This window comes from Roseibium algae (assembly GCF_037783265.1).
GTDB classification, from domain to species: Bacteria; Pseudomonadota; Alphaproteobacteria; order Rhizobiales; family Stappiaceae; genus Roseibium; species Roseibium algae.
Window position 1 is genome coordinate 210,185 of record NZ_JBAKIA010000006.1, and the last position, 25,578, is coordinate 235,762.

At 54.1% G+C, this 25,578-nt stretch carries 23 protein-coding genes and 1 riboswitch; of the genes, 15 read left to right on the forward strand and 8 right to left on the reverse strand.

Going from position 1 to position 25,578, the window contains the following annotated elements; translation table 11 throughout:
• Positions 1-6 precede the first annotated feature (6 nt).
• Positions 7-249 (reverse strand): DUF6868 family protein, encoded by a 243-nt coding sequence (locus V6575_RS11950; RefSeq protein ID WP_340274570.1) that lies wholly within the window; start codon positions 247-249, stop codon positions 7-9.
• 183 nt (positions 250-432) lie between these two features.
• Between V6575_RS11950 and V6575_RS11955 the strand changes: the two genes are divergently transcribed.
• The 3 genes from V6575_RS11955 to V6575_RS11965 all read left to right on the forward strand — a co-directional run bounded on the left by V6575_RS11955 (position 433) and on the right by V6575_RS11965 (position 5,354).
• A complete protein-coding gene (locus V6575_RS11955; RefSeq protein ID WP_340274571.1) occupies positions 433-2,736 on the forward strand; it encodes a xanthine dehydrogenase family protein molybdopterin-binding subunit in 2,304 nt (767 codons plus the stop codon).
• A 194-nt stretch (positions 2,737-2,930) separates the two neighbouring features.
• Entirely contained in the window at positions 2,931-4,160 is a 1,230-nt protein-coding gene (gene sbmA / locus V6575_RS11960; protein WP_340274572.1) for a peptide antibiotic transporter SbmA, read from the forward strand.
• Between the two features lie 168 nt (positions 4,161-4,328).
• Entirely contained in the window at positions 4,329-5,354 is a 1,026-nt protein-coding gene (locus tag V6575_RS11965) for a DMT family transporter (RefSeq protein ID WP_340274573.1), read from the forward strand.
• A gap of 8 nt (positions 5,355-5,362) precedes the next feature.
• Here the strand turns inward: V6575_RS11965 and V6575_RS11970 are convergent, their stop codons facing one another.
• Positions 5,363-5,599 carry an Lrp/AsnC ligand binding domain-containing protein gene (locus V6575_RS11970; protein WP_340274574.1) on the reverse strand — a complete coding sequence of 79 codons (237 nt, stop codon included), beginning with the start codon at positions 5,597-5,599 and terminating at the stop codon, positions 5,363-5,365.
• Positions 5,600-5,760: 161 nt separating this feature from the next.
• Positions 5,761-5,871: riboswitch (TPP riboswitch) on the forward strand.
• 72 nt (positions 5,872-5,943) lie between these two features.
• Between V6575_RS11970 and V6575_RS11975 the strand changes: the two genes are divergently transcribed.
• The 4 genes from V6575_RS11975 (at position 5,944) to V6575_RS11990 (ending at position 10,308) form a co-directional block, all read left to right on the forward strand.
• Entirely contained in the window at positions 5,944-6,729 is a 786-nt protein-coding gene (locus V6575_RS11975) for a hydroxyethylthiazole kinase (RefSeq protein WP_340274575.1), read from the forward strand.
• Positions 6,726-7,529 (forward strand): bifunctional hydroxymethylpyrimidine kinase/phosphomethylpyrimidine kinase, encoded by an 804-nt coding sequence (gene thiD, locus V6575_RS11980; RefSeq protein ID WP_340274576.1) that lies wholly within the window; start codon positions 6,726-6,728, stop codon positions 7,527-7,529. The genes V6575_RS11975 and thiD overlap by 4 nt, the downstream gene beginning before the upstream one ends.
• A 1-nt stretch (position 7,530) precedes the next feature.
• A complete protein-coding gene (locus V6575_RS11985; protein ID WP_340274577.1) occupies positions 7,531-8,640 on the forward strand; it encodes a TRAP transporter substrate-binding protein in 1,110 nt (369 codons plus the stop codon).
• Positions 8,641-9,015: 375 nt separating this feature from the next.
• On the forward strand, positions 9,016-10,308 hold the full coding sequence (locus tag V6575_RS11990) for an OmpP1/FadL family transporter (RefSeq protein ID WP_340274578.1): 1,293 nt from the start codon (positions 9,016-9,018) through the stop codon (positions 10,306-10,308).
• Positions 10,309-10,389: 81 nt separating this feature from the next.
• Here the strand turns inward: V6575_RS11990 and V6575_RS11995 are convergent, their stop codons facing one another.
• The gene (locus V6575_RS11995; protein ID WP_340274579.1) at positions 10,390-11,169 is read right to left on the reverse strand and encodes an SDR family oxidoreductase; all 780 of its coding nucleotides are present in this window, start codon (positions 11,167-11,169) and stop codon (positions 10,390-10,392) included.
• Between the two features lie 203 nt (positions 11,170-11,372).
• Here V6575_RS11995 and V6575_RS12000 point away from each other — a divergent pair, with 203 nt between their 5' ends.
• The 3 genes from V6575_RS12000 (at position 11,373) to V6575_RS12010 (ending at position 14,294) form a co-directional block, all read left to right on the forward strand.
• Positions 11,373-12,173, forward strand: a complete 801-nt coding sequence (locus V6575_RS12000; protein WP_340274580.1) for a UDP-2,3-diacylglucosamine diphosphatase — start codon at positions 11,373-11,375, stop codon at positions 12,171-12,173.
• The gene (locus V6575_RS12005; RefSeq protein ID WP_340274616.1) at positions 12,170-13,207 is read left to right on the forward strand and encodes a glycosyltransferase family 4 protein; all 1,038 of its coding nucleotides are present in this window, start codon (positions 12,170-12,172) and stop codon (positions 13,205-13,207) included. The genes V6575_RS12000 and V6575_RS12005 overlap by 4 nt, the downstream gene beginning before the upstream one ends.
• A gap of 109 nt (positions 13,208-13,316) precedes the next feature.
• Positions 13,317-14,294, forward strand: a complete 978-nt coding sequence (locus V6575_RS12010) for a threonine ammonia-lyase (RefSeq protein ID WP_340274581.1) — start codon at positions 13,317-13,319, stop codon at positions 14,292-14,294.
• 93 nt (positions 14,295-14,387) lie between these two features.
• On the opposite strand, the gene V6575_RS12015 is transcribed toward V6575_RS12010, so the two are convergent.
• A complete protein-coding gene (locus tag V6575_RS12015; protein ID WP_340274582.1) occupies positions 14,388-15,623 on the reverse strand; it encodes a protein phosphatase CheZ in 1,236 nt (411 codons plus the stop codon).
• A 119-nt stretch (positions 15,624-15,742) separates the two neighbouring features.
• On the opposite strand from V6575_RS12015, the gene V6575_RS12020 reads away from it, so the two are divergent.
• The gene (locus V6575_RS12020; RefSeq protein ID WP_340274583.1) at positions 15,743-16,930 is read left to right on the forward strand and encodes an MFS transporter; all 1,188 of its coding nucleotides are present in this window, start codon (positions 15,743-15,745) and stop codon (positions 16,928-16,930) included.
• Positions 16,931-16,954: 24 nt separating this feature from the next.
• Here the strand turns inward: V6575_RS12020 and dgcA are convergent, their stop codons facing one another.
• Both dgcA and dgcN read right to left on the reverse strand, forming a co-directional pair.
• A complete protein-coding gene (gene dgcA, locus V6575_RS12025; protein ID WP_340274584.1) occupies positions 16,955-17,941 on the reverse strand; it encodes an N-acetyl-D-Glu racemase DgcA in 987 nt (328 codons plus the stop codon).
• Positions 17,938-18,954 (reverse strand): N-acetyltransferase DgcN, encoded by a 1,017-nt coding sequence (gene dgcN / locus V6575_RS12030; protein ID WP_340274585.1) that lies wholly within the window; start codon positions 18,952-18,954, stop codon positions 17,938-17,940. Before dgcN ends, dgcA begins: the two co-directional genes overlap by 4 nt.
• A 107-nt stretch (positions 18,955-19,061) precedes the next feature.
• Between dgcN and V6575_RS12035 the strand changes: the two genes are divergently transcribed.
• The 4 genes from V6575_RS12035 to V6575_RS12050 are packed head-to-tail and all read left to right on the forward strand — an operon-like array spanning position 19,062 to position 23,720.
• On the forward strand, positions 19,062-20,207 hold the full coding sequence (locus V6575_RS12035) for an MlaE family ABC transporter permease (RefSeq protein WP_340274586.1): 1,146 nt from the start codon (positions 19,062-19,064) through the stop codon (positions 20,205-20,207).
• A 51-nt stretch (positions 20,208-20,258) separates the two neighbouring features.
• Positions 20,259-21,041 (forward strand): ABC transporter ATP-binding protein, encoded by a 783-nt coding sequence (locus tag V6575_RS12040; protein WP_340274617.1) that lies wholly within the window; start codon positions 20,259-20,261, stop codon positions 21,039-21,041.
• Between the two features lie 10 nt (positions 21,042-21,051).
• Positions 21,052-23,046, forward strand: coding sequence for an MlaD family protein (locus V6575_RS12045; RefSeq protein ID WP_340274587.1), 1,995 nt, complete (start codon positions 21,052-21,054; stop codon positions 23,044-23,046).
• Positions 23,047-23,105: 59 nt separating this feature from the next.
• Positions 23,106-23,720 carry an ABC-type transport auxiliary lipoprotein family protein gene (locus V6575_RS12050; protein ID WP_340274588.1) on the forward strand — a complete coding sequence of 205 codons (615 nt, stop codon included), beginning with the start codon at positions 23,106-23,108 and terminating at the stop codon, positions 23,718-23,720.
• Positions 23,721-23,768: 48 nt separating this feature from the next.
• On the opposite strand, the gene V6575_RS12055 is transcribed toward V6575_RS12050, so the two are convergent.
• Positions 23,769-24,707 (reverse strand): DMT family transporter, encoded by a 939-nt coding sequence (locus V6575_RS12055; RefSeq protein ID WP_340274589.1) that lies wholly within the window; start codon positions 24,705-24,707, stop codon positions 23,769-23,771.
• A gap of 160 nt (positions 24,708-24,867) precedes the next feature.
• On the reverse strand, positions 24,868-25,569 hold the full coding sequence (locus V6575_RS12060; RefSeq protein WP_340274590.1) for a DUF930 domain-containing protein: 702 nt from the start codon (positions 25,567-25,569) through the stop codon (positions 24,868-24,870).
• Between the last annotated feature and the right edge of the window lie 9 nt (positions 25,570-25,578).

Sequence of the window (25,578 nt, forward strand, 5' to 3'; positions counted from 1 at the left end):
CGAATCTTATGCAATCAGGCGCAGCGAAATATAGGGCACCAGGTTGAATGTGATGATCAGGATTTTGTAGATGGCCAGATAACGGAAGTAGGAGTTGGACAGATCTTGCTCCTTCAGATCGAACAGGCTGGCATGTATTTTCCTGATCCAGGTCGAACAGCTGATGACGATGAAGGTTGAAAACAACAGCAGCGTCAAATTGAGAATGCTGCACCATCCGATGAACTGGGTGAGTTGTTCGACTGTCATGACTGTTCTCCTATTTGCTTGAACTGGTTTGGCGATCTTCCGTTTTGTTAAAAAAGATGTTTCCCACTCTGGTCTGTAAGTGGCGCAAGGACTATGTTTTAAATCAAACAAAAGCCGATCTGTGCAGGTCCTCTGCTCAAGACAAACGGCAGTTTCCAGTGATTAGAGCAGGACTTCGTCAATATGAACCAGATGGCACCCGCCAAATTCGGTATCGGCGCTCCCGTGCGCCGCAAGGAAGATGCAACGCTGATTACCGGCAAGGGCATCTACACCGATGATTATGTACCGGAAAACTGTCTGCACAGCTTCATGCTGCGGTCTTCCATGGCCCATGCGAAGATCTCTCTTGGCGGACTCGACGAGGCGCGGGCCTTTCCGGGCGTATCCCTGATCCTGACGGCTGCGGATATTACAGATCTGAAGTCAGTGCCAACCAAGGCGGTGATGAAACAGATCGATGGTACCAGCCATGCGTGTCCGCCTCATCCTGTGCTGTGCTCCGATACGGTTCGCTACGTAGGAGATGCAATTGCGTTTATTGTTGCCGATAGCGCCAATTCCGCAAAATCGGCCGCCGAGCTGATCGAGGTCGACTATGAGCCGCTCGATGTCACCGTCGGGATCGAGGCTTCTCTGGAAGCCGATGCTCCGCTCGTCTGGCCTGAGTACGGCAGCAACAAGGCTTTCGTTCTAGGGCATGGCGACAAGGATAAATGCGCAGCCGCTTTCACCAAGGCCGATCGCATCGTGTCGATCAAGGTCATCAACAACCGGCTTGTTGCCAATTACATGGAAACACGCAGTTGCGTTGCCGAATATGATGCTGCCGAAGACCATTTCAAACTGACCACCGGCACGCAGGGTGGTCATGGCATGCGCGATATCATATGTGGCGATATCCTTGGCATTGATCCATCAAAGCTTCGGATTGTGACACCTGAAGTTGGCGGCGGTTTTGGCACTAAGGTGTTTGTTTATCGCGAGTATCCATTGAGCCTGGTTGCTGCCAAAACACTTGGCAAGCCGGTCAAGTGGGTGAGCGACCGGATGGATCACTTCGTCACGGATGCTCATGGCCGGGACAATGTGGCGACGGCTGAACTGGCCCTCGACAAGGATGCCAAGATCATCGGTCTGCGGATCGAAACGCTGGCGTCCATGGGCGCCTATCTGCACCAGTTCGGACCGTTCATTCCCTTTGTTGGCACGTCCATGTCGACCGGGCTTTATGATGTGCCAGCGCTTTGGGTTACGGCAACGGGCGTCTATGAGAATACGGTTCCCACTGATGCTTATCGTGGTGCCGGACGGCCAGAAGCGGCATATCTGATTGAGCGCCTGATCGAAAAAGCTGGCGATGAGACGGGCCTTGGGTCCGTTGAAATCCGGCGTCGGAATTTCGTCAAATCGGAAAACCTGCCCTATACGACCCAGACGGGCCGCCTTTATGATACGGGCGATTTCGCGGGTCACATGGACAAGGCCATGCTTGAGGCTGATTGGGATGGCTTTGCTGCACGCCAGGCGGATAGCGCTGCTGAGGGCAAGTTCCGCGGCATTGGCATGTGTTCTTATATTGAGGCTTGCGCCTTTCCGGGCAGCGAGGAAGCCACCATTGAGTTGAATGGCAATGGTACGGTGACACTCTTGATCGGCACCCAGACCAACGGGCAGGGGCATGCGACGGCCTATGGTCAGATTATTGCCGAGCAACTTGGCCTTGAGCTGGAGAAGATCGAGGTGGTTCAGGGGGATACGGACCGGGTCCGCAAAGGCGGCGGTACGGGCGGTTCACGATCCATACCGCTGGGCCTGCCATCGGTGAATGAGGCGTCCAAGTCTCTGGTCAAGAAGATCAAGGACCAGGCAGCCGAGCAGCTTGAAGTTGGCCCGGAAGATCTGGAACTGGTCGATGGCGAAGTGCGGGTGGTTGGCACGGATCGGCAGGTTAGTCTTGCTGATGTGGCAGGGGCTGCACCGCAGAAGCTGTTTGGCCAGGAAGAGGTCAAGCAGGTCGAAGCGACTTATCCGAATGGAACCCATATCGCTGAAGTCGAGATCGATCCTGAAACCGGCGACGTATCTATTGAAAACTATGTCATCGTCGATGATTTCGGCGTGACGGTGAACCCGATCCTCCTGCAGGGACAGGTGCAGGGCGGCACCGCTCAGGCGATCAGTCAGGCTTTGTGTGAACGCACGGTCTATGATGAGGAAGGCCAGCTTCTGACTGCGTCATTGCTGGATTATCAACTGATCCGGGCCGAGAACCTGCCTGACTTCAACTTCCAGACCCGCAATGTGCCCTCCACCACCAATGCCATGGGCATCAAGGGTGCTGGTGAAGCTGGCACCATCGGCGGCTGTGCCTCGATCATGAATGCGGTGCAGAAGGCGCTGACAGACGGAGCTGGTGTCGGTCATATTGATATGCCGGCAACGCCTGCGAAAATCTGGGAAGCCATTCAGGCAGCTAAGGGCTAACGAACGCTTCTCTGCCGAGACTGATGAAAACAAAAACGCCGCGATCATCGCGGCGTTTTTTGATTCTGGGCCGTTCCATGGCTGGCATGAACGTCGTTTGTGTCCAAATATTAAGTTGAAAATTCTGGCGCTTTGCGCAAGCTGGTCTCCGACACTTACCCGCCTTCCTCAAGTTCCAAAATCAGGACTTCCCTGTGTTTCATTCCTTCTTTCCCAAGCCGAAGCTGTTTTTCTCTTCTGCTGTTCTCTTTTCGCTCATGGCCGTTCTTGTCTGGTACGGCTTTGCAGATGATCTGAATGTGCAGCTGGGGTTTGGGGCCTCACCAGAGGGCGCGCAGCCGCCGATTGGCCTGGGCTTTTTCGTCACACCTGAGTTTCTCTGGTTTTATGTCTATTACGCTCTTTGCACGGCTTTGTTCGGCGGCTTCTGGTGGTTTAACTCCGGCAATCACCGTTGGCAGCTTTGGTCGATCTGGGGCTCGTCGTTGATTATTTTTCTGACCTATTTTTCCGTTCAGATCTCTGTTGCGATCAACAATTGGCGCCGTCCCTTTGGTGACATGCTGCAAAATGCTCTTCAGGGTGAGGATGGCATCACGGCGGGCGATTTTTACTCGCTGATGCTGATCTTCGTCAGTATTGCGACAATCAGCATGGGGCTTTTCATACTGACGCGCTTTTTTGTCAGCCATTATGTCTTCCGCTGGCGGACGGCCATGAATGAATACTACGTCGGCAAATGGTCCAATGTCCGTCATATCGAAGGTGCGTCTCAACGTATTCAGGAAGACACAATGAGGTTCGCCTCTATCATGGAGGGGCTTGGCGTTTCCATGATCGATGCTGTGATGACCCTGATCGCTTTTCTGCCGGTCTTGTACAGCCTGTCCAGCTATGTCACTGAATTGCCGATTGTCGGGGTGATTGCTGCACCATTGTTTACGGCCGCCATTGTGTGGTCCGTGTTCGGAACGCTGCTGCTGGCGGTGGTCGGGATCAAGCTGCCGGGGCTGGAGTTTCACAATCAGCGTGTTGAGGCGGCTTACCGAAAGGAACTTGTCTATGGAGAGGACCACGAAGACAGGGCAGAGCCGATCACGTTGGAAGAGCTTTTCGGCAATGTAAGACGGAATTACTTCCGGCTGTATTTTCATTATCTTTACTTCAATCTGGCCCGCGGGTTTTATATCCAGGCTGATAGTCTGTTCACCTATTTCATCCTTGTTCCGACGATTGTGGCAGCAACGATAACCTACGGCATTCTGCAGCAAATCCTGACGGCCTTTGGCCAAGTCTCCAATTCGTTCCAGTATCTGGTCAACTCCTGGACAACCATCATCGAGCTTTTGTCTATTTATAAGCGTTTGAAAGGGTTCGAAGCGGTTATTGACGAGAGGGACGCCGCCTTAATGGAAGTGCGCTAAGGGGCTGTCTTTCCGTTGAGACTCGGATATGTCTATAAGGGTTACTGGTGCCAGCATCTCTTGATGGCATAATGCTTTTCAGTTTCTTTTGAAAGACAGGGTGGCTCCTCGGGCCCGATGCCTCTCTCTGTCTGTTGATCTCGCATCGGTCCCTTTTGGACGTGAACCATGCCGCTCTCAGGCGACGCCTCGAAAGCCCCCGATGGACCGGCACCTGTTGGGCCCAAAAGACCAGCACCCGTTGGTATGACGCGTTCTGCGCCACTGCTCGGCATTTCATTGAAGGTCGGCTCAACCCTGGTTTTTTCCGTCATGGTGGTGGCACTTAAAATTGCTTCCGAGCGGATACCAGTTGGGGAAATCGTATTTGCCCGCAATTTTTTCGGCATGTGGCCGGTGTTGGCCATGGTGGCTTTTCGCGGCGAGCTGATGATTGCTTTTCGCACCTCCCGTCCGCTTGGACATTTGGGGCGCTCTGCCGTCGGAATGACGTCAATGATTTTGTCCTTCACGGCCTTTTCTTTGTTGCCGCTGCCTGACGCTACGGCCATTGGCTTTGCCACACCTCTTATCGTGGTGGTGCTGGCGTGGGCGGTTCTGCGCGAGACAGTAAGGATCTACCGCTGGAGTGCCGTTGGTGTTGGGTTCCTGGGGATTCTCGTCATTCTATCGCCCCATATCGGCGAAGAGGGGTATGGCGGCAGCCAGACAATCGGTGCCTTGTGCGGAGCAGGCGCTGCCTTTTTTGCTGCGTTTGCGATGATTTTCGTTCGCAAGCTTTGTGAGAGTGAACGTACTTCGACCATCGTGACCTGGTTTTCAGGCTGCGCGACTGTGTTTTCCCTGCTCACCATCCCGTTGGGCTGGATGGTGCCATCTCAGGCGTGGGTTGTGCCGGATATGGAGACCGCGGGGCTGTTGTTGCTGGTTGGCCTGTCCGGCGGCGTTGGTCAGATTTTGTTGACGCAGAGCTATCGGTTCGCCGATGCCTCGACGATTGCACCGTTCGATTATGCCAACATGATCTGGGCTGTAGCGCTGGGCTATTTTCTCTTTGCAGAGGTGCCCATGCCAGAGGTTCTTATCGGGGCGGGTATTGTGATTGCTGCCGGTGTCTTCGTGATTTACCGCGAGCATATTCTTGGCCTTGACCGGACGAAGAACCGGCGCGCATCGTCGCCTTCCAAGTCCTGATCTTGACGCTAAAACGCCTTGAAGGTGATGATCGTTTTTGTGTCCTGAATTCCAGCGATTGGGTGGACTTTCTGATTGACGAAATGGCCAATATCAGCGCCGTCCTCAACATAGAATTTCACCAGAAGATCATAATCGCCGCTTGTTGAATAGATTTCCGAGGCGATCTCTGCATCGCCAAGGGAATTGGCGACCTTGTAGGTTTCGCCAAGCTGGCATTTGATCATTACAAAAAACGGCGTCATGGGGAGCTCCCGACTTTATTGATTTCCATCGGAATGGCCCATTTGCAGACCGCAGTCAATCTGTTGTGCCTGGCGTCAAGTCTTTGGCCGCTCGTTTGGCGGAAGTGATCCAAGCTGGTGACTTGCTCTTGCAATCGACCGAATGACTTGCTAGCTGTCTCAACATCTCATGGGGGTGCCCGGCGGGTCTGTCCGGGCTGAGAGGCAATAAGGCCAACTCCTTGAACCTGATCCGGCTCATACCGGCGGAGGGATTTGAGATGAATGACCCGGCTTCCATAGCCTTAATGACGTGTATCTGGTGTTATAATCATGCTTCCTGTTTATTGTCGGGGAGGCGTTGAATGACGACCGTTCCTGTCTCCCTTACGAGTGATATGATTGCTGCTGCCTTGCATCAGCTCAGGCAAAATGCGCCAAAAGTTCACTGTGTGACGAATACGGTGGCCCAGTATTTCACAGCCAATGTTGTCCTTGCGATTGGCGCTGTTCCGTCAATGACCATCGCCGTTGATGAAGTGGAGGGCTTTGCTACCAATGCAGACGCCTTACTGGTCAACCTTGGGACGTTGGACGATACCCGAAGAGTTGCCATTCCCAAGGCAATGCGGGCTGCAAGAGACGCGGGGAGACCTGTGGTTCTGGACCCTGTAAAAGTGCACCGCTCCAAAGTTCGATGCGAATTTGCTGTGGGGCTTCTGGCTGAAAAGCCAACATTGCTGCGGGCAAATGAGGATGAGCTTGGAGCGTTGTTTCCAGGGGGGGCAACGTTCGGAGATATGGCCGACAAGGATCGGACATTGGCCATGAGTGGACGGCAGGATCTGATCGGTGATGGGCAGAAATGCTTGCGCCTTGATAACGGCCACCCTCTGCTGGCACAGGTCACGGCGACCGGTTGTGCCGGAGGCGCTGTCATGGCGGCATTCCTGACTGTCGAGCCGGATCCGGTTCTGGCCGCAGCCATGGGATTATCTGTCTTCAATATCGCCGGTGAAATTGCCGCAGAGCGTGCGCGTGGGCCGGGGTCGCTGGTTCCGGAGCTGCTAGATGCTCTCTATCTGCTGGATGCTGATCAGCTGGACGGGCGTTTGAAACTATCGGATTTACAAGAAGGAACAGGGTCATGACGGCGATTGCTGTGACCATCGCAGGCTCGGATTCAGGGGGAGGCGCCGGAATTCAGGCCGATTTGAAAAGCTTCTCCGCCAATGGTGTCTATGGCGCAAGCGTGATCTCTGCTTTGACGGCCCAGAACACATTGGGGGTTACCGCCATTCATGACGTGCCCGTTGAGTTCATTCGGGCGCAGATAGATGCGGTCTATTCAGACCTTGCCGTGAATGCGACGAAGATTGGCATGTTGTCTCAGCCTGAGGTCATACAGGCCGTGGCAAAGGGCTTGAGTGAGCATGAGACCGGGCCGGTGGTTCTTGATCCGGTCATGGTTGCTGCGTCCGGGGATCAGCTTCTTGCCGACATCGCCGTTGAAGTTCTGGTCAGCGAACTTATGCCTGCTGCTGATCTTGTCACGCCCAACCTTCATGAAGCCGCGCGGATGCTGAAGGCAGACGTTGCTGAAACCGAGGACGAAATGCTTCGGCAGGCCGAAAGCCTCCTGGAAATCGGAGCCCGCACCGTTTTGCTCAAGGGAGGTCACGGCGTTGGTCCTGAGAGCGCGGATCTGTTGTTGAGCCAGAGCGGTACCAGATGGTTTAGAGGCAAGCGTTATGACACGAAAAACACCCATGGCACCGGTTGCACGCTTTCCTCCGCGATTGCTGCAGGACTTGCCAAAGGGCTTTCGGTTGAGGACGCGATCGCTGATGGCAAAAAGTACATCAGCGCTGCAATCGCGGCTGCAGACAGTCTTGAGATCGGGTCCGGGCATGGCCCGGTTCATCATTTTTATGCCTACTGGAGATCTTGATATGAGCGACACAGAAATGAAACCGGGGCTGTCTCGCCGATCTGCTCTTGGTATGGCTGCAGCTGCTGCAGGGTCCGTTTTGGCAGCTCCAGCCCTTGCGCAAGAGGACCAGGCCACCATTGAATGGAAAATGGTCACTTCCTGGCCGAAAAACCTTCCGGGCCCCGGTGTCACGGCACAGCGGATCTGCGATCAGATCGGTGTGATGTCACAAGGGCGCATGAGGGTTAGTCTTTATGCCGCTGGGGAGCTCGTGCCAGCGCTGGGCGTGTTCGATGCAGTGTCGTCGGCCACGGCACATATGGGCCACACGGCCTCGTTCTTTTGGCAGGGCAAAGCCCCTGCGGCTGTTTTTTACACCGCTATACCCTTCGGGCTTCTTCCGCTGGAGCATGTCGCATGGATTGAACAAGGCGGCGGGCAAGCGCTTTGGGATGAACTCTACGCCCCGTTCAACATCAAGGCGGTGATGGCGGGGAATACAGGTGTCCAAATGGGCGGCTGGTTCAATCGCGAGATTAATGGGCTTGAGGACCTCAAGGGCTTAAAAATCCGGATGCCGGGGTTGGGCGGTGAAGTTCTGCGCAGGTTGGGAGCGACGCCCGTCACATTGCCGCCTGGCGAGTTGTATCAGGCGCTGCAGACCGGTGTGATTGATGCCACTGAGTTTCTCGGCCCCTGGAGTGACCGTGCCATGGGCTTTCACAAAGCGACGAATTTCTATTATGCGCCAGGGTTCCATGAACCCAACGGAACCGGTGAGGCGCTGTTTAATAAAACGGCCCTTGATGGACTGCCTGAAGATCTGCGTGCCATCGTTCTTGAGGCTTGCCAAGCCGAGAATGGACGTTCCTTGGCTGAAAGCGAGTGGGAAAATGCAGGCAGTCTCGCCACGCTGCAAGAAGAAGACGGGGTGGTGGTAAAATTCTATCCGGATGATGTGCTGAGTGAATTACGAAGGATCTCGGTCGAGGTTCTGGACGAATTTGCGGCGCGTGATGATCTGAGCGGACGAATTCACGCCAGCTATGAAGCGGCAAAGGCGCGCTTGGCTCCTTGGAGCAATGTATCCGTGCGGCGCTTTCTGAGGGCACGCGACGGTTCTATTTGAGGCTTGAGCAGATGCACCCGATTTGGCGGATCAATATGTGATCAAGGCCAGTCGGGTGCCTTCAAATCGATATTTTCTCGGTCGCGGGACTTTTTTTATTCGGAACCAGGCGATTTCCCTGTGTGGGTTTCATCACCTGATTTCCTGCAGTCTTTATGGTTCCTGCGAAAAGTACCCAATGAATTGTCTGGGGTTGTTATAATTTTCCTTCGTAAAATTACAATGTACCGTAATTGTTGTGACACTGCTGCGCTGCCGCGAATTCTTAATTACTTCTACGTGAGACCAATATAAGTGTTGATCTCCCTACTTTCACAGCCCAAAATTATATATGGGAACAAGGCTCCTCTTTGGCAGAGGGGTGGGGAGGATACAATGTCGTGGGCATCTACTAAATCCGTAAATCTGACTTCGACGGCCATTGCACTGGGGCTTATGTGCGGTCCGGCTTTCGCCGGTGGCTTCGCCTTGCGCGAGCAGAGTGCTTACTATCAAGGCATGTCTTTTGCCGGGAATGGCACAACCGGTCCCTCTATCTCATCTATTTTCTGGAATCCGGCGACCATTACTGGCGCCAGAGATGGTTTTACGTTTGAAGCTCACAATGCGTTTATTTTGCCGCAGGCCGAAATCAAGGGCGATCACAGTGTGACTGTTCCGGGGCCATCGACAATCACCACGCCTTTTAACACCGGGGATATTGGCTCTGACGCCTGGGTCGGTGCGACCTATGCGTCTTACAAGGTGAGCGATCAGGTGTTTCTCGGGTTTGGTTTGAATGCGCCCTACGGGCTATCGACCAAGCCAAAGGATCCGAATTGGCCGGGCGCTGGCTATAATCGGTCCTCGAAAGTCTTTTCGATCAACGCCAACCCGATTGTCGGCTTTAAGCTGAATGAGATGGTCTCCATCGCTGTGGGAGCTCAAATTCAGTATATCCATGTTCGTCTGACGAATTCTGCAGCGGCTCCCGTGCTGTCTTCCGGAACAACATCACTGGATGGCACGAGCACTGCCGTCGGGTTCACTGCTGGTGTGACGATTACACCATTTGAGGGCACTGAAATCGGTCTGGGGTTTCGCTCTTCCGTCGGTCATGATGTGAGCGGGACCGTCTTCTTGCCGGTAGCCGGCAGCTTGCCTGTTGGATCCTACAGCATCAAGACAAAGCTGATCACCCCCGAAATGGTGACGCTTTCAGCTAAACAACGTATCACGGATAACTTCCGCATTCTGGGGACGTTCGAGTGGACGAACTGGAGCCGGTTGACCGAACCGAAAGTGCTTCTTGAAGCCAATGATGCGCAATTGACCACGCTTCCCTTCAACTACGAAGATGGATATTTTCTATCTGTGGGCGGGGAATATGATTTCAATGAGAAGATCACCCTTCGTGCAGGTGCAGCTTATGAGTGGTCTCCGGTCACCACCCAAACCCGGTCCGCACGGTTGCCGGACAATGATCGCATCTGGGTCAGTGCAGGCAGCTCTTACCGCTTCAATGACGCTTTGTCGTTTGACCTTGGCTACACTCATATTTTCGGAACGGACACAGACCTCAAAATTGTTCCGGGTCATCAGGATTACGCCTCTACGAAAGGCAGCTTGACCGGAGAGATTGACTCCTCGGTGGACATTTTCACCGCGTCGATGCGCTACACATTCTAAGCGAAGCCTAAAAATACAGATTTGAAAATGAAAAAGCCCGGGCGTGATGCGTCCGGGCTTTTGTTTTGGTGCAGATCGAGATCAGAAGGCAGCTGGATACAGTCCACCATCAAGCAGGACATTCTGGCCGGTGATATAACCGGCGTGAGTGGAGCACAGGAACGCGCAGGTCTGGCCAAACTCTGCAGCGTTGCCCAGCCTTTGGGCCGGAATGTCGCTCGTGATTGCAGCCTCAACTTCGTCAATGGACTTGCCACTTTGCTCCGCTGCGAATTTGAACCCGCCGCGCAACCGGTCCGTATCCATTTTGCCGGGCAGGATGTTGTTGATGGTCACACCTTTGCCAGCGACCTGTTTGCTGACGCCAGCCAGAAATGCCGTCAACCCTGCGCGGGCTCCAGAGGACAGGTCCAGACCTTCTATGGGCATGCGGACAGACATCGACGTGATGTTGACGATCCTACCGAACCCCTGCTCGCACATATTGTCGATGACAGCTTGCAGCAACTCAATGGGGGTGACCATGTTCTGGATCACGCCGTCAATCATCGCCTCGCGGTCGAGCTGGCTATAGTCTTTGCGAGGGGGGCCACCATTGTTGTTCACCAGAATATCCGGCTTGGGACAGGCTGCCAGGAGCGCCTTTTGCCCTTCGATGGTGGAGACATCAGCGGCCACGCTTGTAATCCCGACATTGTAGCGCCCACGGATTTCTGCCTCGGTTGCAGCGAGCGTATCTGTGTTGCGTCCATTCAGAACGATATCGCAACCAGCTTCTGCCAGGGCCATGGCGCAGCCTTTGCCAAGTCCTCTGCTGGAGGCGCAAACAATTGCCTTGCGACCGGAAATACCAAGATCCATTTTTGGGTGTCCTTAATATGGGGTTCGAGCTTTGATCTTGTTTTAGAAAGAGAATATGCAATCAGACAAGGCCGAATGGCTGAAAATACATGTTTTGGTTTCATTTGCTTTTCTTGAGGACTTCGTTGGCGATTTGCATTGTCATAATAATGCAACCTGAATCGCGTCTATAGCGCTCCATTGGATCGATTGGAGTGAAGCCAATGGGTGAGCCGTCGGTGTCGCGGCACTACAGGGCCCTGTTTATCTCGGACATTCATCTCGGTACCAGAGGGTGCCAAGCTGACCTGCTCCTGGATTTTTTGAAACAAAACGATGCCGAGACCGTTTATCTGGTCGGCGATATCGTTGATGGCTGGCGCTTGAGAAAAGCATGGTACTGGCCGCAAGCGCATAATGATGTTGTTCAGAAAATCCTGCGCAAGGGTCGTAAGGGAGCGCGGGTTGTTTACATTCCAGGCAACCACGATGAATTTCTGCGTGACTTCCTTGGAACGCATTTTGGCGGTGTGGAAGTGGCGGACAGTATCGTCCATGAGAGCGCGACGGGCAAGAAGTACCTTGTCATTCATGGAGATCAGTTCGATGTCGTGATCCGCCATGCCAAGTGGTTGGCATTTTTGGGAGACAAGGCTTACGGCACCGCCTTGAGCTTGAACACATGGATGAATGTCGTTCGGCGTCGGCTTGGTCTGACTTACTGGTCCCTGTCTGCCTGGGCGAAACTGAAAGTGAAAAACGCTGTCAGTTTCATTGGCCGGTTTGAAGAAACGCTTTCAGACGAAGCGCGGCGCCAGGGTGTTGATGGTGTCATCTGTGGGCACATCCATCATGCAGCGGATCAGGACATGAATGGTATTCACTACATCAACACGGGCGACTGGGTGGAAAGTTGCACGGCTGTTGCCGAACACCATGATGGAACATTTGAGGTGATCACATGGATAAAGCCGAGTTTGGCAGAGGAACTGAGCTCGACGAAAGAACAGTCGGTCGCTGCATGAGTTCCATTCTGATTGTCACAGATGCGTGGCGCCCCCAGATCAACGGTGTCGTTCGGTCCCTGGAACGTACAGCCAGTGAACTGGAGAAGATTGGCGTTCGGGTTGAATTTCTCACGCCTGCAGATTTTCGCACACTTCCGTGTCCGACTTATCCCGAGATCCGTCTGTCCCTGGCGCATAAAGGTATGGTCAGGCGCCGGATCAAAGCGCATGGCTGTGAGCATCTGCATATTGCCACAGAAGGCCCGCTTGGCCTGATGTCGGCATCCATTGCCCGCAATTGGAATATGCCGTTCACCACCAGCTATCATACTCGGTTTCCGGAGTATGTGTCAGCGCGGCTGCCGATCCCCCTTGCGTGGTCCTACGGCTGGCTGAGGCGGTTTCACAACTCCGGGCAGGGCTGCATGGTGGCAACGCGGTCATTGGAAGATGATCTTCGCGCACGCGGGTTCAAGCATCTGCAGCGTTGGTCGCGCGGGGTTGATGAACATGCGTTCCAGCCGTTTGAAGGCTCTGTTCTACCAGCTGACCTGCCGCGCCCGATTTTCATGAACGTTGGCCGTGTCGCGGTCGAGAAAAACATTGAAGCGTTTCTCGAACTTGATTTGCCGGGCAGCAAGGTTGTTGTGGGCGATGGCCCGCAGCTTGAGAGCTTGAAGCGCAAGTATCCAGATGTTCATTTCACCGGGTCAAAGGTGGATGAAGAGCTGGCGCGTCATTATGCGTCTGCGGATGTTTTCGTGTTTCCCTCGCTGACGGACACTTTCGGCAATGTGTTGCTGGAGGCTTTGGCATGCGGGGTGCCCGTTGCAGCCTTTCCTGTCATGGGGCCATTGGATGTGATTGGCGAAACAGGGGCTGGTGTTCTGTCCGAGAATCTGCAGGAAGCAGCGCTGGCGGCGCTCGATATTCCTCGCGATCATTGCCGACAGGTCGCGCTCAATTACACCTGGGCTGCCAGTGCGATGCAGTTTCTCAATAATGCCGAGGAAGCGCATCGGGGGCAGCCTGACGGTTTGGAAGCAGCTTAGGTTTTGCGCTCCTGCTCACCTGGATCTATGATCGGAGACTGACTGACAGACTCACTTGGCATTCAGCCGTCGTATCTTTTCCCACCCGATCCGCGCGGAGTTGTGCAGCATGATCAATCAGGTTTCCCGCAATGACATTGAAGCTGCCCGCAAGCGTCTGCATGGCTATGCTGTGAAAACACCGCTGCTCTGGTTTCCGGTTCTTGATGAGGCAGCAGGTTGTTCCGTTTTGGTGAAGCCGGAGAGCTTGCAGAGAACCGGATCGTTTAAATTCCGAGGCGCTTTTAACAGGCTTAGTCTTATCCCTGATGAAGTGCGACGATATGGTGTTGTTGCCTGTTCATCCGGCAATCATGCACAGGGTGTGGCTGCCGCCGCGGGCATTTTGGGCATGGAGGCAACCATCGTCATGCCAGCGGATGCTCCGGCCATAAAATTGCAACGAACTCGTGACCTTGGCGCAGAGGTGGTGACTTTTGACCGCGAACTGGATGACAGGGACGCCATTGCGGCTGAAATTTGCGCAAAGACAGGCGCGACCTTCGTTCACCCGTATAATGATGCAGGTGTAATCGCAGGGCAGGGGACCGTCGGGGTTGAACTAGCGGAGCAGGCTCATGCCATGGGTATTTTGCCGTCTGCGGTACTGGCTTGTACGGGCGGTGGCGGCTTGGCGAGCGGAATTGCGCTCGCGCTAAAAAGTGATCTTCCAGACTGCCATTTTCATACGGTGGAACCAGCCGGTTTTGACGATTACGCAAGATCGCTTGCAGCTGGCGAACGGGTTGAAAACCCGTCGCTCAGCGGGTCTCTCTGCGATGCCATTTTGACCAATATGCCCGGACAAGTAAGTTTTTCGATCTTGAAAGACCATGCCGGACGCGGGCTTGTGGTGACTGATGAGGAAGCGCTCGCAGCTGTTGCCTTTGCGTTTCGTGAATTGAAGCTTGTTGTCGAGCCGGGTGGGGCTGTTGCTCTTGCCGCCGTTCTTTCCGGGAAACTGGATAGCAAGGGTCAGCCGGTCGGCATTGTTCTGAGTGGCGGCAATATTGATCCTGCGATGCTTCAACGGGCGCTCGCCGCTTAGGCTTTTTAAAGGGCTGCCCTTGGGCCTGTTGTCAATGCATAAAAAAGGCGCCCCAACGGGCGCCTTTTTTGATCAAGTACCAAGATGAAATTCTTAGTTGAAGAGGGCCTGACGTTCGGCTTCACTCAACTCTTGCAGAGGGTCGTTTTCTTCGTCCATCTCTGTCTTTTCCCAGGTTTCGTCTGCATCGGCTTCAGCCATCTCTGCATCGAAAAGCTTGTCGATGGCATCTTCATCAAAGGCCGCTTCATCGTCTTCTTCTACGTTTGCAGCTTCTTCTGACTCGATTGCGTCGAATTCGATGTCATCGTCCGATTCCATGACGTCGTCTGCGGCGACAGGTGGCACATCGTCTGCAACGGATACTGCTTCAGCAACATCTTCGGCCTCTGCCGGAGCATCGAACATGGCATCAATGTCAGAGGCATCCATTGGTTCGTTCGAGGCAGCAGCATCGTCTCCGTCTGCCATGATGGCGTCGATGTCGGCTTCACCGGCCGGCTCGCTGGCACTCGCGTCAACGGGAGCTTCGGTTTCGATCTTGTCGAAATCCATAACGTCAGCGCTGTTGCCGTCGTCCTCACTGGTGTCAATTGCGTCGAAGCCATCGTCATTGTTGGAGAACATGTCATCGACGTTGGTTTGGGAAACGCCCTTACCTTCGTCTTGTGGGCCGTTCAGAAGATGGGAATCGGGGCGACTATCGACTGGGCCGGCATCAGGATCAGCTTCCTTGCCTTCAATGCCCCAGATGGAGATCATTGAGTTGATGCGGCTTTCAAGATAGCGAAGGACCTGGACAACCTTTGTGGTCCGCTGTCCGGTGAGATCCTGGAAGGAACAGGCCATGAAAATTTCTGTAGCCTTGGCGTCAATTTCGTCACAGGCTTCGTCGCTTGCACCAGCTTCGCGCAACTTCCAAGCTTGTTCCTGGATCTGCTCGGCAGACTCCAGAATGGTCTGGGTCGCACCTTCTGTCTGTGAGACGATCAAGTCAAGTTCGTGGGATGCATCGACAAAGCGGTTTGAGGCATCGCCCTCAGTCTTGATGTTAGCAATTTCGTTCTTGGTCTGCTCAATGGCATCATGCATCTCGGCAATGTCGAGACGGATGCTGTCGAGATTGGGAACCTTGCGTTCCCGAGTCATTGCTTTTTCCAGACGCTGGATCGCCGTCAGGATCTCTGTTGTCTCGGGCGTTTTCTTGCGTTTGAGAAACTCAGCAAGAAACCGTCTTCCGCGATCAGATTCCAGAAGGGTCTGCTCTAGCGTGTGATATTCTGCTTCCCCGATTGGGGCTGGCTCGTCAAGTTCTACTGCTGCTTGCATGTGTCGACTATCTCGGCTTGCCATTTGATTACGAATTGCCGTAACTCGGACAATGTTTGTAAAAAGCCTAGAGGGCTAATCGTTAACATCCCTTTATGCCGCCAGTCCGGATTCAATAAATGTTTCAATCCGTCGCTAGCTTGTCGACTCGCGTCGGTGGCCTGTTTGCCAGTCATTTTCTTGGATTCGGCTTGTTTCTGCCGTTTTTTCCGCTTGTTTTGGAAGGCCGAGGCTTAAACGTTGCTGATATTGGCTACATCCTAAGTGTGGGTACAATTGTCCGTATTATTGCCAATCCGATTATGACTGGCCTGTCAGATCACAGCGGAAGGCGACGTCTTTCGATTTTTGTTTACTCTGTTTTGAGCGCAATTTTCCTCGGAGTGTTTGCATCGACGAGTGGTGTTTTCTTCGCATTTGTCACAGTGGCCGGGCTGATGGCTTTCTGGTCTCCGATCGTCCCGCTGAGTGATGCTTACGCTCTTGATGTCGTCCGCAATCATGGAGCTGACTATGGACGGATGAGGCTTTGGGGCTCGGTGGGCTTTGTTGTTGCCAACGTTATCGGTGGATGGCTTGCCGGGATCGAAAGTTCCGATCTTCTCATTGGCGGTATCGCACTCGGTGTGCTGTCTACCGGTTTCGTGGCGCTCAGCTTACCCCCGCAGGTCCGCCGCCAAACAGAAGAGTCAGATGAACGAGACAGCCGTCCGGCCCTGTTTTGGTCGCCATCATTCTGGGTTATTCTGGCTGTGATCGGGCTTTTACAGGGAAGTCATGCAGCCTTTTATGGTTTTGGCACTTTGTTTTGGATGCAGGCCGGATTGTCCGAGTTTTCCATTGGCATCTTGTGGTCTGTTGGGGTGGTTGCCGAAATTGCGCTGTTCTATGCAGCAGGACCGCTTGTTCTCAGATTTGGCGCTTTGAACTTTTTGATGATCGGTGCCATTGGCGCTGCTGTCCGCTGGATGCTGTTTCCCTTCGCGGACACTTTTGCGACCATGAGCATACTGCAATTGATGCATGGCATCAGCTTCGGCGCAGCGCATCTTGGAGCGGTGGCCTATGTGTCCCGTCTGGTTCCGCCAAAATGGGCGGCGACAGGGCAGGGTTTCTTGGCAACGTCAAATGGGATTTTGACAGCTCTTGGGCTCGCTGTTTGCGGACCACTTTATGCGCTTGATCCGGCTTACCCGTTTTGGGCAATGGTGGTAATGTCCGTTGTTGCAATGCTGGGGCTTTTGATACTGCGCCCGCTTATGGCCTCAAAATTGGCTGCTGCGGACAGAGTGCCATCCGCAGCATAGACTTTCGGTTTGGGGTTCCAGATCCTAGCCCCAGAGCTCCGGATTGGCCGGATACATCAGACTGCCTTCAAAGCGGATTGCCGGGCTGCGATCACGCGCAAGCAGCAGCGGTCCATCCAGATCAACAAAGTCGGCTGTCTGCGCAATGAGAACGGCTGGGGCCATGGAGAGAGACGTTCCGACCATGCATCCCATCATGATCTTGAATTCAATATCCTTGGCAATCCTGGCCATCTCGAGCGCTTCTGTGACACCGCCAGCCTTGTCGAGCTTGATGTTGACTGCGTCATAGCGATTGCGCAGGGCTTCAAGATCCTTGCTGGTATGAAGGCTTTCATCTGCACAGACGGTCACTGGCCGGTCGATTTCGGCCAACATCTGATCTTTACCCGCAGGCAGGGGCTGTTCGATCAAGGACACACCAGCGGCCTGACAAGCGGCCATGTTGATTTCGAAGCAGCTTTCATCCCAGGCTTCATTGGCGTCCACGATCAAGTCCGACGTGGGTGCATTGGCCCGCACAGCTGCGATGCGCTCGTCATCACCTGCGCCTGATAATTTGACCTTGAGCAAAGGACGAGTGGCTGCATTTGCTGCGGCTATCGCCATCTTCTCAGGTGTGTCGACACTCAATGTGAAGGCGGTTGTCACCGGCTTCATCGCAGGCAGACCGGCAAGATCGGCAGCGGTTCGTCCGGTTTGTTTGGCCTCCAGATCCCACAGCGCACAATCGACTGCGTTGCGAGCGGCTCCCGCAGGCATTGCTGCCTGCAAGGCGTGACGGTCCATTCCGGCCTCAAGGCCAGCCTGGATGGCGCGGACCTGATCGGCTACGCTGTCCAGGCTCTCGTCATATCGGGCGTAGGGAACGCATTCGCCCCGGCCAGTTGTTGTCCCGTCAGTCAAGCTTACCAGCAGAACATTTGCGTGGGTGCGCCGCCCCCGGGAGATGGCAAAGCCGCCTCCCGCGATCTCGAAGCTTTCTGTTTCTATGGTCAGTGTGCGGGTCATGGTGCGCCGTACTCGGCAGAAACCCGGTCAACGATGTTGTCCATACCAAAGCGCACCGGATCACTGGCTGGCAAGCCATTGTGGTCAGCAGATACCTTTGCTAGGTATGCCTTGGCGTGTTCTTCATCCAGTGCTGCAGTGTTCACCGCAATACCGATGCATTGGATGTCCGGGTTGGTTAGCTGGCCGCATTGTATCGTCAGGTCGATAACCTGTTGAATGGTTGGCAGTGGCGTTGAAACGCCGCGCATGGTCGTGCGTGTCGGCTCATGGCAGACAATGAAGCCGTCTGGCTGAGACCCGTGCAGAAGCCCGAGGGTGACACCGGCAAAGGACGGATGGAAGAGAGAACCCTGTCCCTCGACAATTTGCCAATGGTTTTCATCTGTTTCGGGCGAGATCCACTCGGCGGCACCTGAAATGAAATCGGCGATCACAGCATCCAGCGCGACGCCGCGGCCGGAGATGAAGACACCTGTCTGACCCGTTGCGCAGAATGAACTGGTGTACCCGCGTTCATTCATGGCCTTGTCCATGGCAAGGGCTGTGTATTTTTTGCCAACCGAACAATCAGTGCCAACGGCAAGAATACGTTTGCCCTTGCGCTTGGTGCCCTTGCCTGTCGGGAAAACCTCGGTGTTGAGGCGCACGTCGAACAGCTGTCGGCCATTTCGCTCTGCTGCGGCCTGAATATCAGGGATACTGCCAAGACGAACATGAAGTCCACTTGCCACATCCATGCCTGCGTCCAAAGCACTGACAATGGAGGCGACCCAATGATCGGGCAGGCGTCCGCCGGCGTTGACGGCTCCGACGACCATTGTCTTAACGCCTTTTTCCTTTGCATCAGCAATGCTGATATCAGGAAGACCAGTGTCCGCTGCGCAACCGGGCAAGCGAAGTTGCCCAGCACACCAGTCCTTGCGCCAGTCGACGATCCCGGTCGCCGTTTTCGCCGCAAGAGCGTCAGGGACGTCGCCAAGGAACAGGAGATAAGGGTGTTCGATTTTCATGAGGCCGGCTCCAATTGTGGTCAGACTGGGAGAAGTCTGGACGTTCAACTCTAAGGCAAGGTATACGGGGGAGTGGAACCGACCGGCAAGAGGGTGATCTGTCAGGAATGGCATTCTTGGAGAAAAATACTGCTCCGGACTGTAAAGTCGTTTCGGATGAGGGGGTTCGTACCCTTTATCTGAGTGGTGACTGGGTGATCAGTACTGTCTCGATTGCGGAAACGATTCTTACTGAGCTCAAGCTTTCCAAGGGCCAGAACACGTTGATTGATGCGTCGGGGATCGGAAACCTCGATACATCAGGGGGCTGGTTGGTGCATCGCCTTCGCGGAAGGTTGGAGTTTGGAGGCAATCTTGTCGACATTTCCGGTCTTGATGCAAAGCGCCAGTTATTATTCCAGGAACTGGAAAGCCATAACCCACCGCTCTGGAAACCTGAAAAGACCCGGTTTTCTATCGCTTCTTTCCTGGAGCGTATTGGACGCCAGCTCGTTGGCGTGATGTCAGACGCTCTGGCTATGCTTCATATTCTGGGGTCTCTTGGGACTGTGCTTGCGACTGTTGTCCTGCAGCCAAGGCGATTGAGAGGCATCTCAGTCGCAGTGCAATTTGACCGCAGCTGTATCGGCGCTGTTCCGATTGTAGCCCTGATGAGTTTTTTGATCGGAGCGATCGTTTCGCAGCAGGGCGGATTTTATCTTCGCCAGTTTGGTGCGGAAATCTACGTGGTGGATTTGGCAGGCGTCCTGGTGCTCAGAGAGATGGGCGTCATTTTGACGGCAATCATGGTTGCCGGGCGTTCAGGGTCTGCTTTCACGGCTGAAATCGGTGCGATGCGCATGCGCGAGGAAGTTGATGCTTTGCATGTGATCGGCCTCAACGTCACGGAAGTGTTGATTCTTCCGCGTATTCTTGCATTGATGATAGCTCTGCCGGTTCTGACGTTCGTGTCAGATTTGGCATCCTTGCTGGGGTCTGGACTGGTTGCCTGGACCTATTTGAACATTCCCCCGCAGGCTTTCATCAACCTTCTGCATCAAGCCATTACACCGCAAACCTTGATGGTCGGTTTGATCAAGGCGCCGTTTATGGCGCTGATTGTCGGCCTGATTGCTTGCGTGGAGGGCTTGAAAGTCACAGGCTCCAGCGAATCTCTTGGTCGCCATACAACGATGTCAGTTGTGAAAGCGATTTTCCTTGTTATCGTTGTTGATGGATTATTCGCCATCTTCTTTGCTTCTATCGGGGTCTGACGGGCTGATATGATCGAACAAGCAGCTGCAGACCTACAGGCTGGCAAGGGCATGGTTCAAGATCAGGCTTCGGTTCCCGAGGATGACATCTTGTTGTCTGTCCGGAACGTGACGGTGGGGTTCGGCTCCAAGATCATTCTGGAAAATCTGGATCTCGACGTCCGCAGAGGTGAAATCCTCGGCTTTGTTGGAGGATCAGGGACCGGTAAATCCGTTTTGATGCGCACGATCCTTGGCTTGACGCCCAAGCGTTCAGGGACAATCAAGGTCTTTGACCACGATTTGTCATCGATTTCTAATGTGCAGCGCAAGGCGGTTGAGCGTCGCTGGGGCGTCTTGTTCCAGCAAGGGGCGCTGTTTTCCTCTTTGACGGTCAAGCAGAACATTCAGGTGCCAATGCGTGAGCATCTGGATTTGTCGCCAGCGTTGATGGATGAATTGGCGACTTTGAAGCTGGATCTGGTTGGTCTGCCACAAGATGCCGCCGATAAACTTCCCTCTGAATTGTCAGGGGGGATGATCAAACGCGCCAGTCTGGCCCGAGCTCTTGCACTTGACCCGGATTTGGTGTTTCTGGACGAGCCTACGTCAGGCCTCGACCCGATTGGTGCCGCTGCATTCGATGCGCTGATTGGAAGTCTTAGCGAGACGCTGGGGCTGACAGTCTACATGGTCACTCATGACCTCGACAGCTTGCATTCGATCTGTGACCGGATCGCAGTTCTTGGTGAGAAAAAGGTTCTGGTCATTGGCACAATCGATGAAATGATGAAGGATGAGCACCCTTGGGTGGTGTCTTATTTCCGGGGCGAACGCGCCCTGCGACGTGTTTAAAGGTTGAACGATGGAAACCCGTGCGAATTATATCATCATAGGCGCCTTTATGATGGTGACCTTGATTGGCGCATTCGGGTTCGTCTACTGGCTCGCAGCGACTGCTGAGTCTCGGCAAAATGTGTTTGTGAAGATTATCTTTCCGGCGCCGGTCACCGGCCTGCCGGTGGGCGGACAGGTCTTGTTCAATGGCATTCGCATTGGTGACGTGAGCGCCCTTGATTTTGACCCGAAAGATCCAACTGTCGTCGTGGCGACCGTTCGCGTGAAGCCGAGCACACCGCTTCGCACAGATACTGTTGCAACACTCAACTTCACAGGCCTGACCGGAGTTGCGTATGTCGACCTGAATGGCGGCAGCCTGAAATCTCCATTGCTGTTGGATCCCGATTCTTATGAAGTGCCCGTCATCAAGGCGGAACGGTCGCTGTTCGACGATATCGTCGGCGGGGCACGGGATGTGCTTCAAAAAGCAGATTCGACGATGTCGACGATTGACAATCTCCTCAAAGTGAACGGACCCGCGATCGGCAAGACAGTTCAGCATATTGAAGTCTTTTCAGGCGCTCTTGCGGCGAATTCTGATGGAATCTCCGATTTCATGGAAAACATGGCGGGTGTCAGCCAGTCGATCAGCAAGCTTTCAGGCCGTATGGAAGGATTGGTGGTTGAGGCTGAGCGGCTGCTGGAAGCAGTTCCTTCAGCAAAGGTGACGGCTATCGTTGGCGATTTTGAGAAATTCAGCCATAGCCTTGGTGAAGCGGGCGGTGGGATTAATGAACTTATACGGGATGCCAAGCAGGCATCTGGTGAGCTCCGCACCTTTACGACGGGTCTCAATGCGGGGCTGTCGGATGCGCGGAAGATCATCACGGCCATCGATCCGGATGATGTTAACAAGGTTGCCAAGGGGGCAGCCGCGCTTGGCAGCGTGCTTCAAGAACGCACGGCTGACATCAACAAGGTGATTATTTCATCAGGCCAGACAATGGAAAATCTGGCTGCGGTGACTGATGTTTTCAAAAAACACGATGCTGATATCAGCAATATTCTGGCAAACAGCCGGAGTGTTATGGACCGTGTGAATTCCATTACAGAGCGCGGCGTCGAAATTGCGAATGCAGTCGACCCGGAAAAGGTCTCGAATGTGGTTGTGAATGTCGAAGATCTGACACGGGATCTCAATGCTTCCCTTGCGAAGGTCGATTCGATTGTCTCAAAGGTTGATGCAGACAAGGTCGCCAGCCTGGTCGACAACGCTGCCGAGATCGTTGCGAATGTGCGTGCTCAGGAAACCCAAATCAACGAGATCATTGCCTCGACCAAATCGACAATTCAGAACTTCGAGGAAATTTCCGCTACCGTACGCGGCCAGGATGATCGGATTGTCGCGCTTGTCGATGATGTGCGCGGTGCTGCCGAACAATTCACCGAGACGCTCAAGGGGGCCGATGGTCTGTTGAAAGCTGTTGATCCGGACAAGATCGCAAGTATCGTTGGTTCGATTGAAAGCGTGACTGGTGGCCTATCGGACAAGAAAGTCAGCATCGCCCAGATCATTTCCTCAGCTCAAAATGCTGCTCAGAATGTAGAGCAGATAACAGCCGACCTTCAAAAGCGCACGCCTGATGTGGATCAGATCATCACTGATGCCAAACAAATGACGGCAACGCTGAATGCAACGTCGGTTCGTGTTCAGAGCCTGGTTGATCAGGTGAGCACCATGGTTGAGGGCGATGGCGAAGGCTTGATCGTTCAGGCAACCAAGGCTGCAACGTCCATCAACAAGATTGCATCGGCCTTTGAGGGCAAGGCGGATTCCATCGCTGGCGGGCTGTCCAAATTTGCCAATCAGGGGACAGCTGACTTCACTGCAACAATGTCACAGATCAACCGGACGCTTCTCTCCATTCAACGGGCCGTTGAAACGTTCAACCGCAGCCCCAATCGGGTGATCTTTGGCGGTGAAGACGTTCCGACGTTTAATGGCGGACGGCGGCGCTAATCGATGATAAAAACGTTAAGAAGACAAAAAACGATGCCGATTGCGGGGGCGTATCCAAAATGGTGAAGCGGGCAGAGGGAAATTCCTCGGACCGACGGCAGTTTCTGACTGTGTTGGGTGGTGGTCTTCTGCTGGCAGGCTGTGCCGGCGGGAATACGCCTGCGGCATTCTATGGTCTTAGCGCTTCGGTTCCTTCAGAGGTGGCAGGCCGTTCTCGCGGTGTTCAAGTGCTGGTTAAGCGGCCGCGTGCGCTGAAAACACTGGATTCTGAATATATTGCGGTCGTCGATAAGGGACCTGTCTTCAGCTATTTTCCGAAAGCTGCATGGACGGACTCATTACCCAGTGTTGTCCAGACCAAGCTTGTCCAGACCCTTCAGGGGACGGGACGCTTTCGTGGTGTCGGCTTTCCCGGTGATGGTCTTCTGATTGATTATCAATTGCTGACCGAGTTGCGCGCCTTTGAGCTTCAGATCGATGGACCCAACCGGGGTGTCGTGGAAATTTCTGCCAAACTGGTCAATGACCGTAATGGCCGTACCATAGGTTCACGCGGCTTCCGCGCAGAAGCTCGTTCTCCTGGCACCACTGTTGAACAGGCGGTTGAAGCCCTCAATACAGCTGCTGACCAGGTGTTTGCTGAAATGGCAGCTTGGATTGTCCAGAAAGTCTGATTTTCAACGTCCCATGAGAGGCCCAAGCAACCTGAAAGATCGTTTGGGTTACTTTCGCGGCGGGTTCGGCGTGACCGCAAAACGGGCACTGAACGTGCGTGATACCGGGCTTCGCATCGAGACATTTGTTCTGCTTTCACGCCAGACCACGAAAATCCCGGAAGCAATAATCACAGAAGAGCCGATTCCGACGTAGATGTCCGGGCTTTCCTGAAAAAACAGGAAGCCGAAGGCGGTCGCCCAAAGGATCTGGCTGTATTGCATCGGGGCAATCACGGCAGCTGGTGCGGAGCGGTATCCTGCGATGATGCAAAGTTGGGCGAGGACTGAGAGAAATCCAAGACCTGCCATCAATGCAAGATGGGACAGCTCCATAGGCTTGTAGACCGAGGGCAGGGTTCCTCCCATGACGAGCATGGCCAGGAGCATGGGATACAGGATCAGAACGGCTGAGCGTTCCTCAGCGCCGATCTTCCGCACAACGACAGAGGCCAAGGCGCTGGCGCAGGCAGACATCAGAGCTGCCGCATGACCCAGTGTCAGGTCCGTCGCACCTGGGCGCAGGACGATCAGGACACCAATCAATCCGACGACGACAGCTGCCCATCTTTGCATGCGGACGACCTCGCCAAGGATGGGGATCGAGAAGACAGTGATCAGCAAAGGAGCGGCGAATAGGAGCGAATAGACTTCAGCCAGCGGAAGAACCGTAAAGGCGTAAAACCCGCATGACAGGGCAATGATGCTTAAACACGAGCGACCAAAAACTAGCCATGGGTGCCGGGGGCGGAAATTATCTGTCTTTTTGTCTGCCAGAATGATGACTGACATGGGCAAAAAGGCAAACAGCATCGCGAAGAAGATGATTTGGAACACTGAATAATCTGCGCCAAGGTGCTTTGTGATGGCATCATGGGTCGCATAAAATGCGAAGCCAAGAAAAGCGATGCCGAGGCCCATGGCAGGGGAATTGGATTGAGTTGTCATGACCGATCATTGCTTCAGTGTATGAATTGCATGAAGATCAGGGTTGGCTGTTCGTGTCGCTAGGTCAAGGGAATAATGTTTTGCCTGTCAAAGGCTGCACAGCTCCTGCGCCTATTTGGGCGCTATGCCGTATTCTAGAATGTCCTGATTATATCGGGTTTCAATCATAGGGGAGGGATAAATCCTCCCAGAGTTTCTCTGGAATTACGTCGCCAGTGATAAATTCGAAAGCTGCGATGTCGTTGGTTTCTGGTTCGAATGCACAATTATAGCGGAGCCTATACCAGCTGTTGTGACTGCGAAATGCGCCACCATCAACAAGAACTGTATCGCCGATGATTGTGATTTCTTCTGTTGCATAGGCAACGACGAAGTCCGGTGCATAGTTGTCATTCCAGAGCGCGACTTGTTCCATTGCCTCGGTATTGCAAATCTGGACCATGCGCTCTCCGCTTGAGGTGTTGTTTAATTTGATCCTGATGGCAGCGTTGACGGGATCATTGAGGATTGTGCTTGCGAAGAGCTGATCTGCGCTGATCATGCCTTTTTGAGGGCGGACCTGTTTATCTGGGAGAGGTGGTTGCGATTCCCGTGGCTGTTCAGTTGGCGGTGTCGAAGTTGGCTGGTTCTGTTGCGGATGGCCTGCTCTGGCTTCAGGTTCGACTTGAGGCCCGGTTGGGCGTTTCTGCCTGATGATGTCCACTGAGAGGCTTTCTATCTCTATACGCCTGGAAGGTGGTGGCCGGGTGACTGCCAAGACAGCGGCTATCAGCAGATGCAGGAGGATTGCGAGGGCAAGGCCGAACCGCATGGTGCCCGGATCAGTCTGGATTGTTGTGCTCGGGCGGCAGGAAGTGTCCATGCGGGTGTG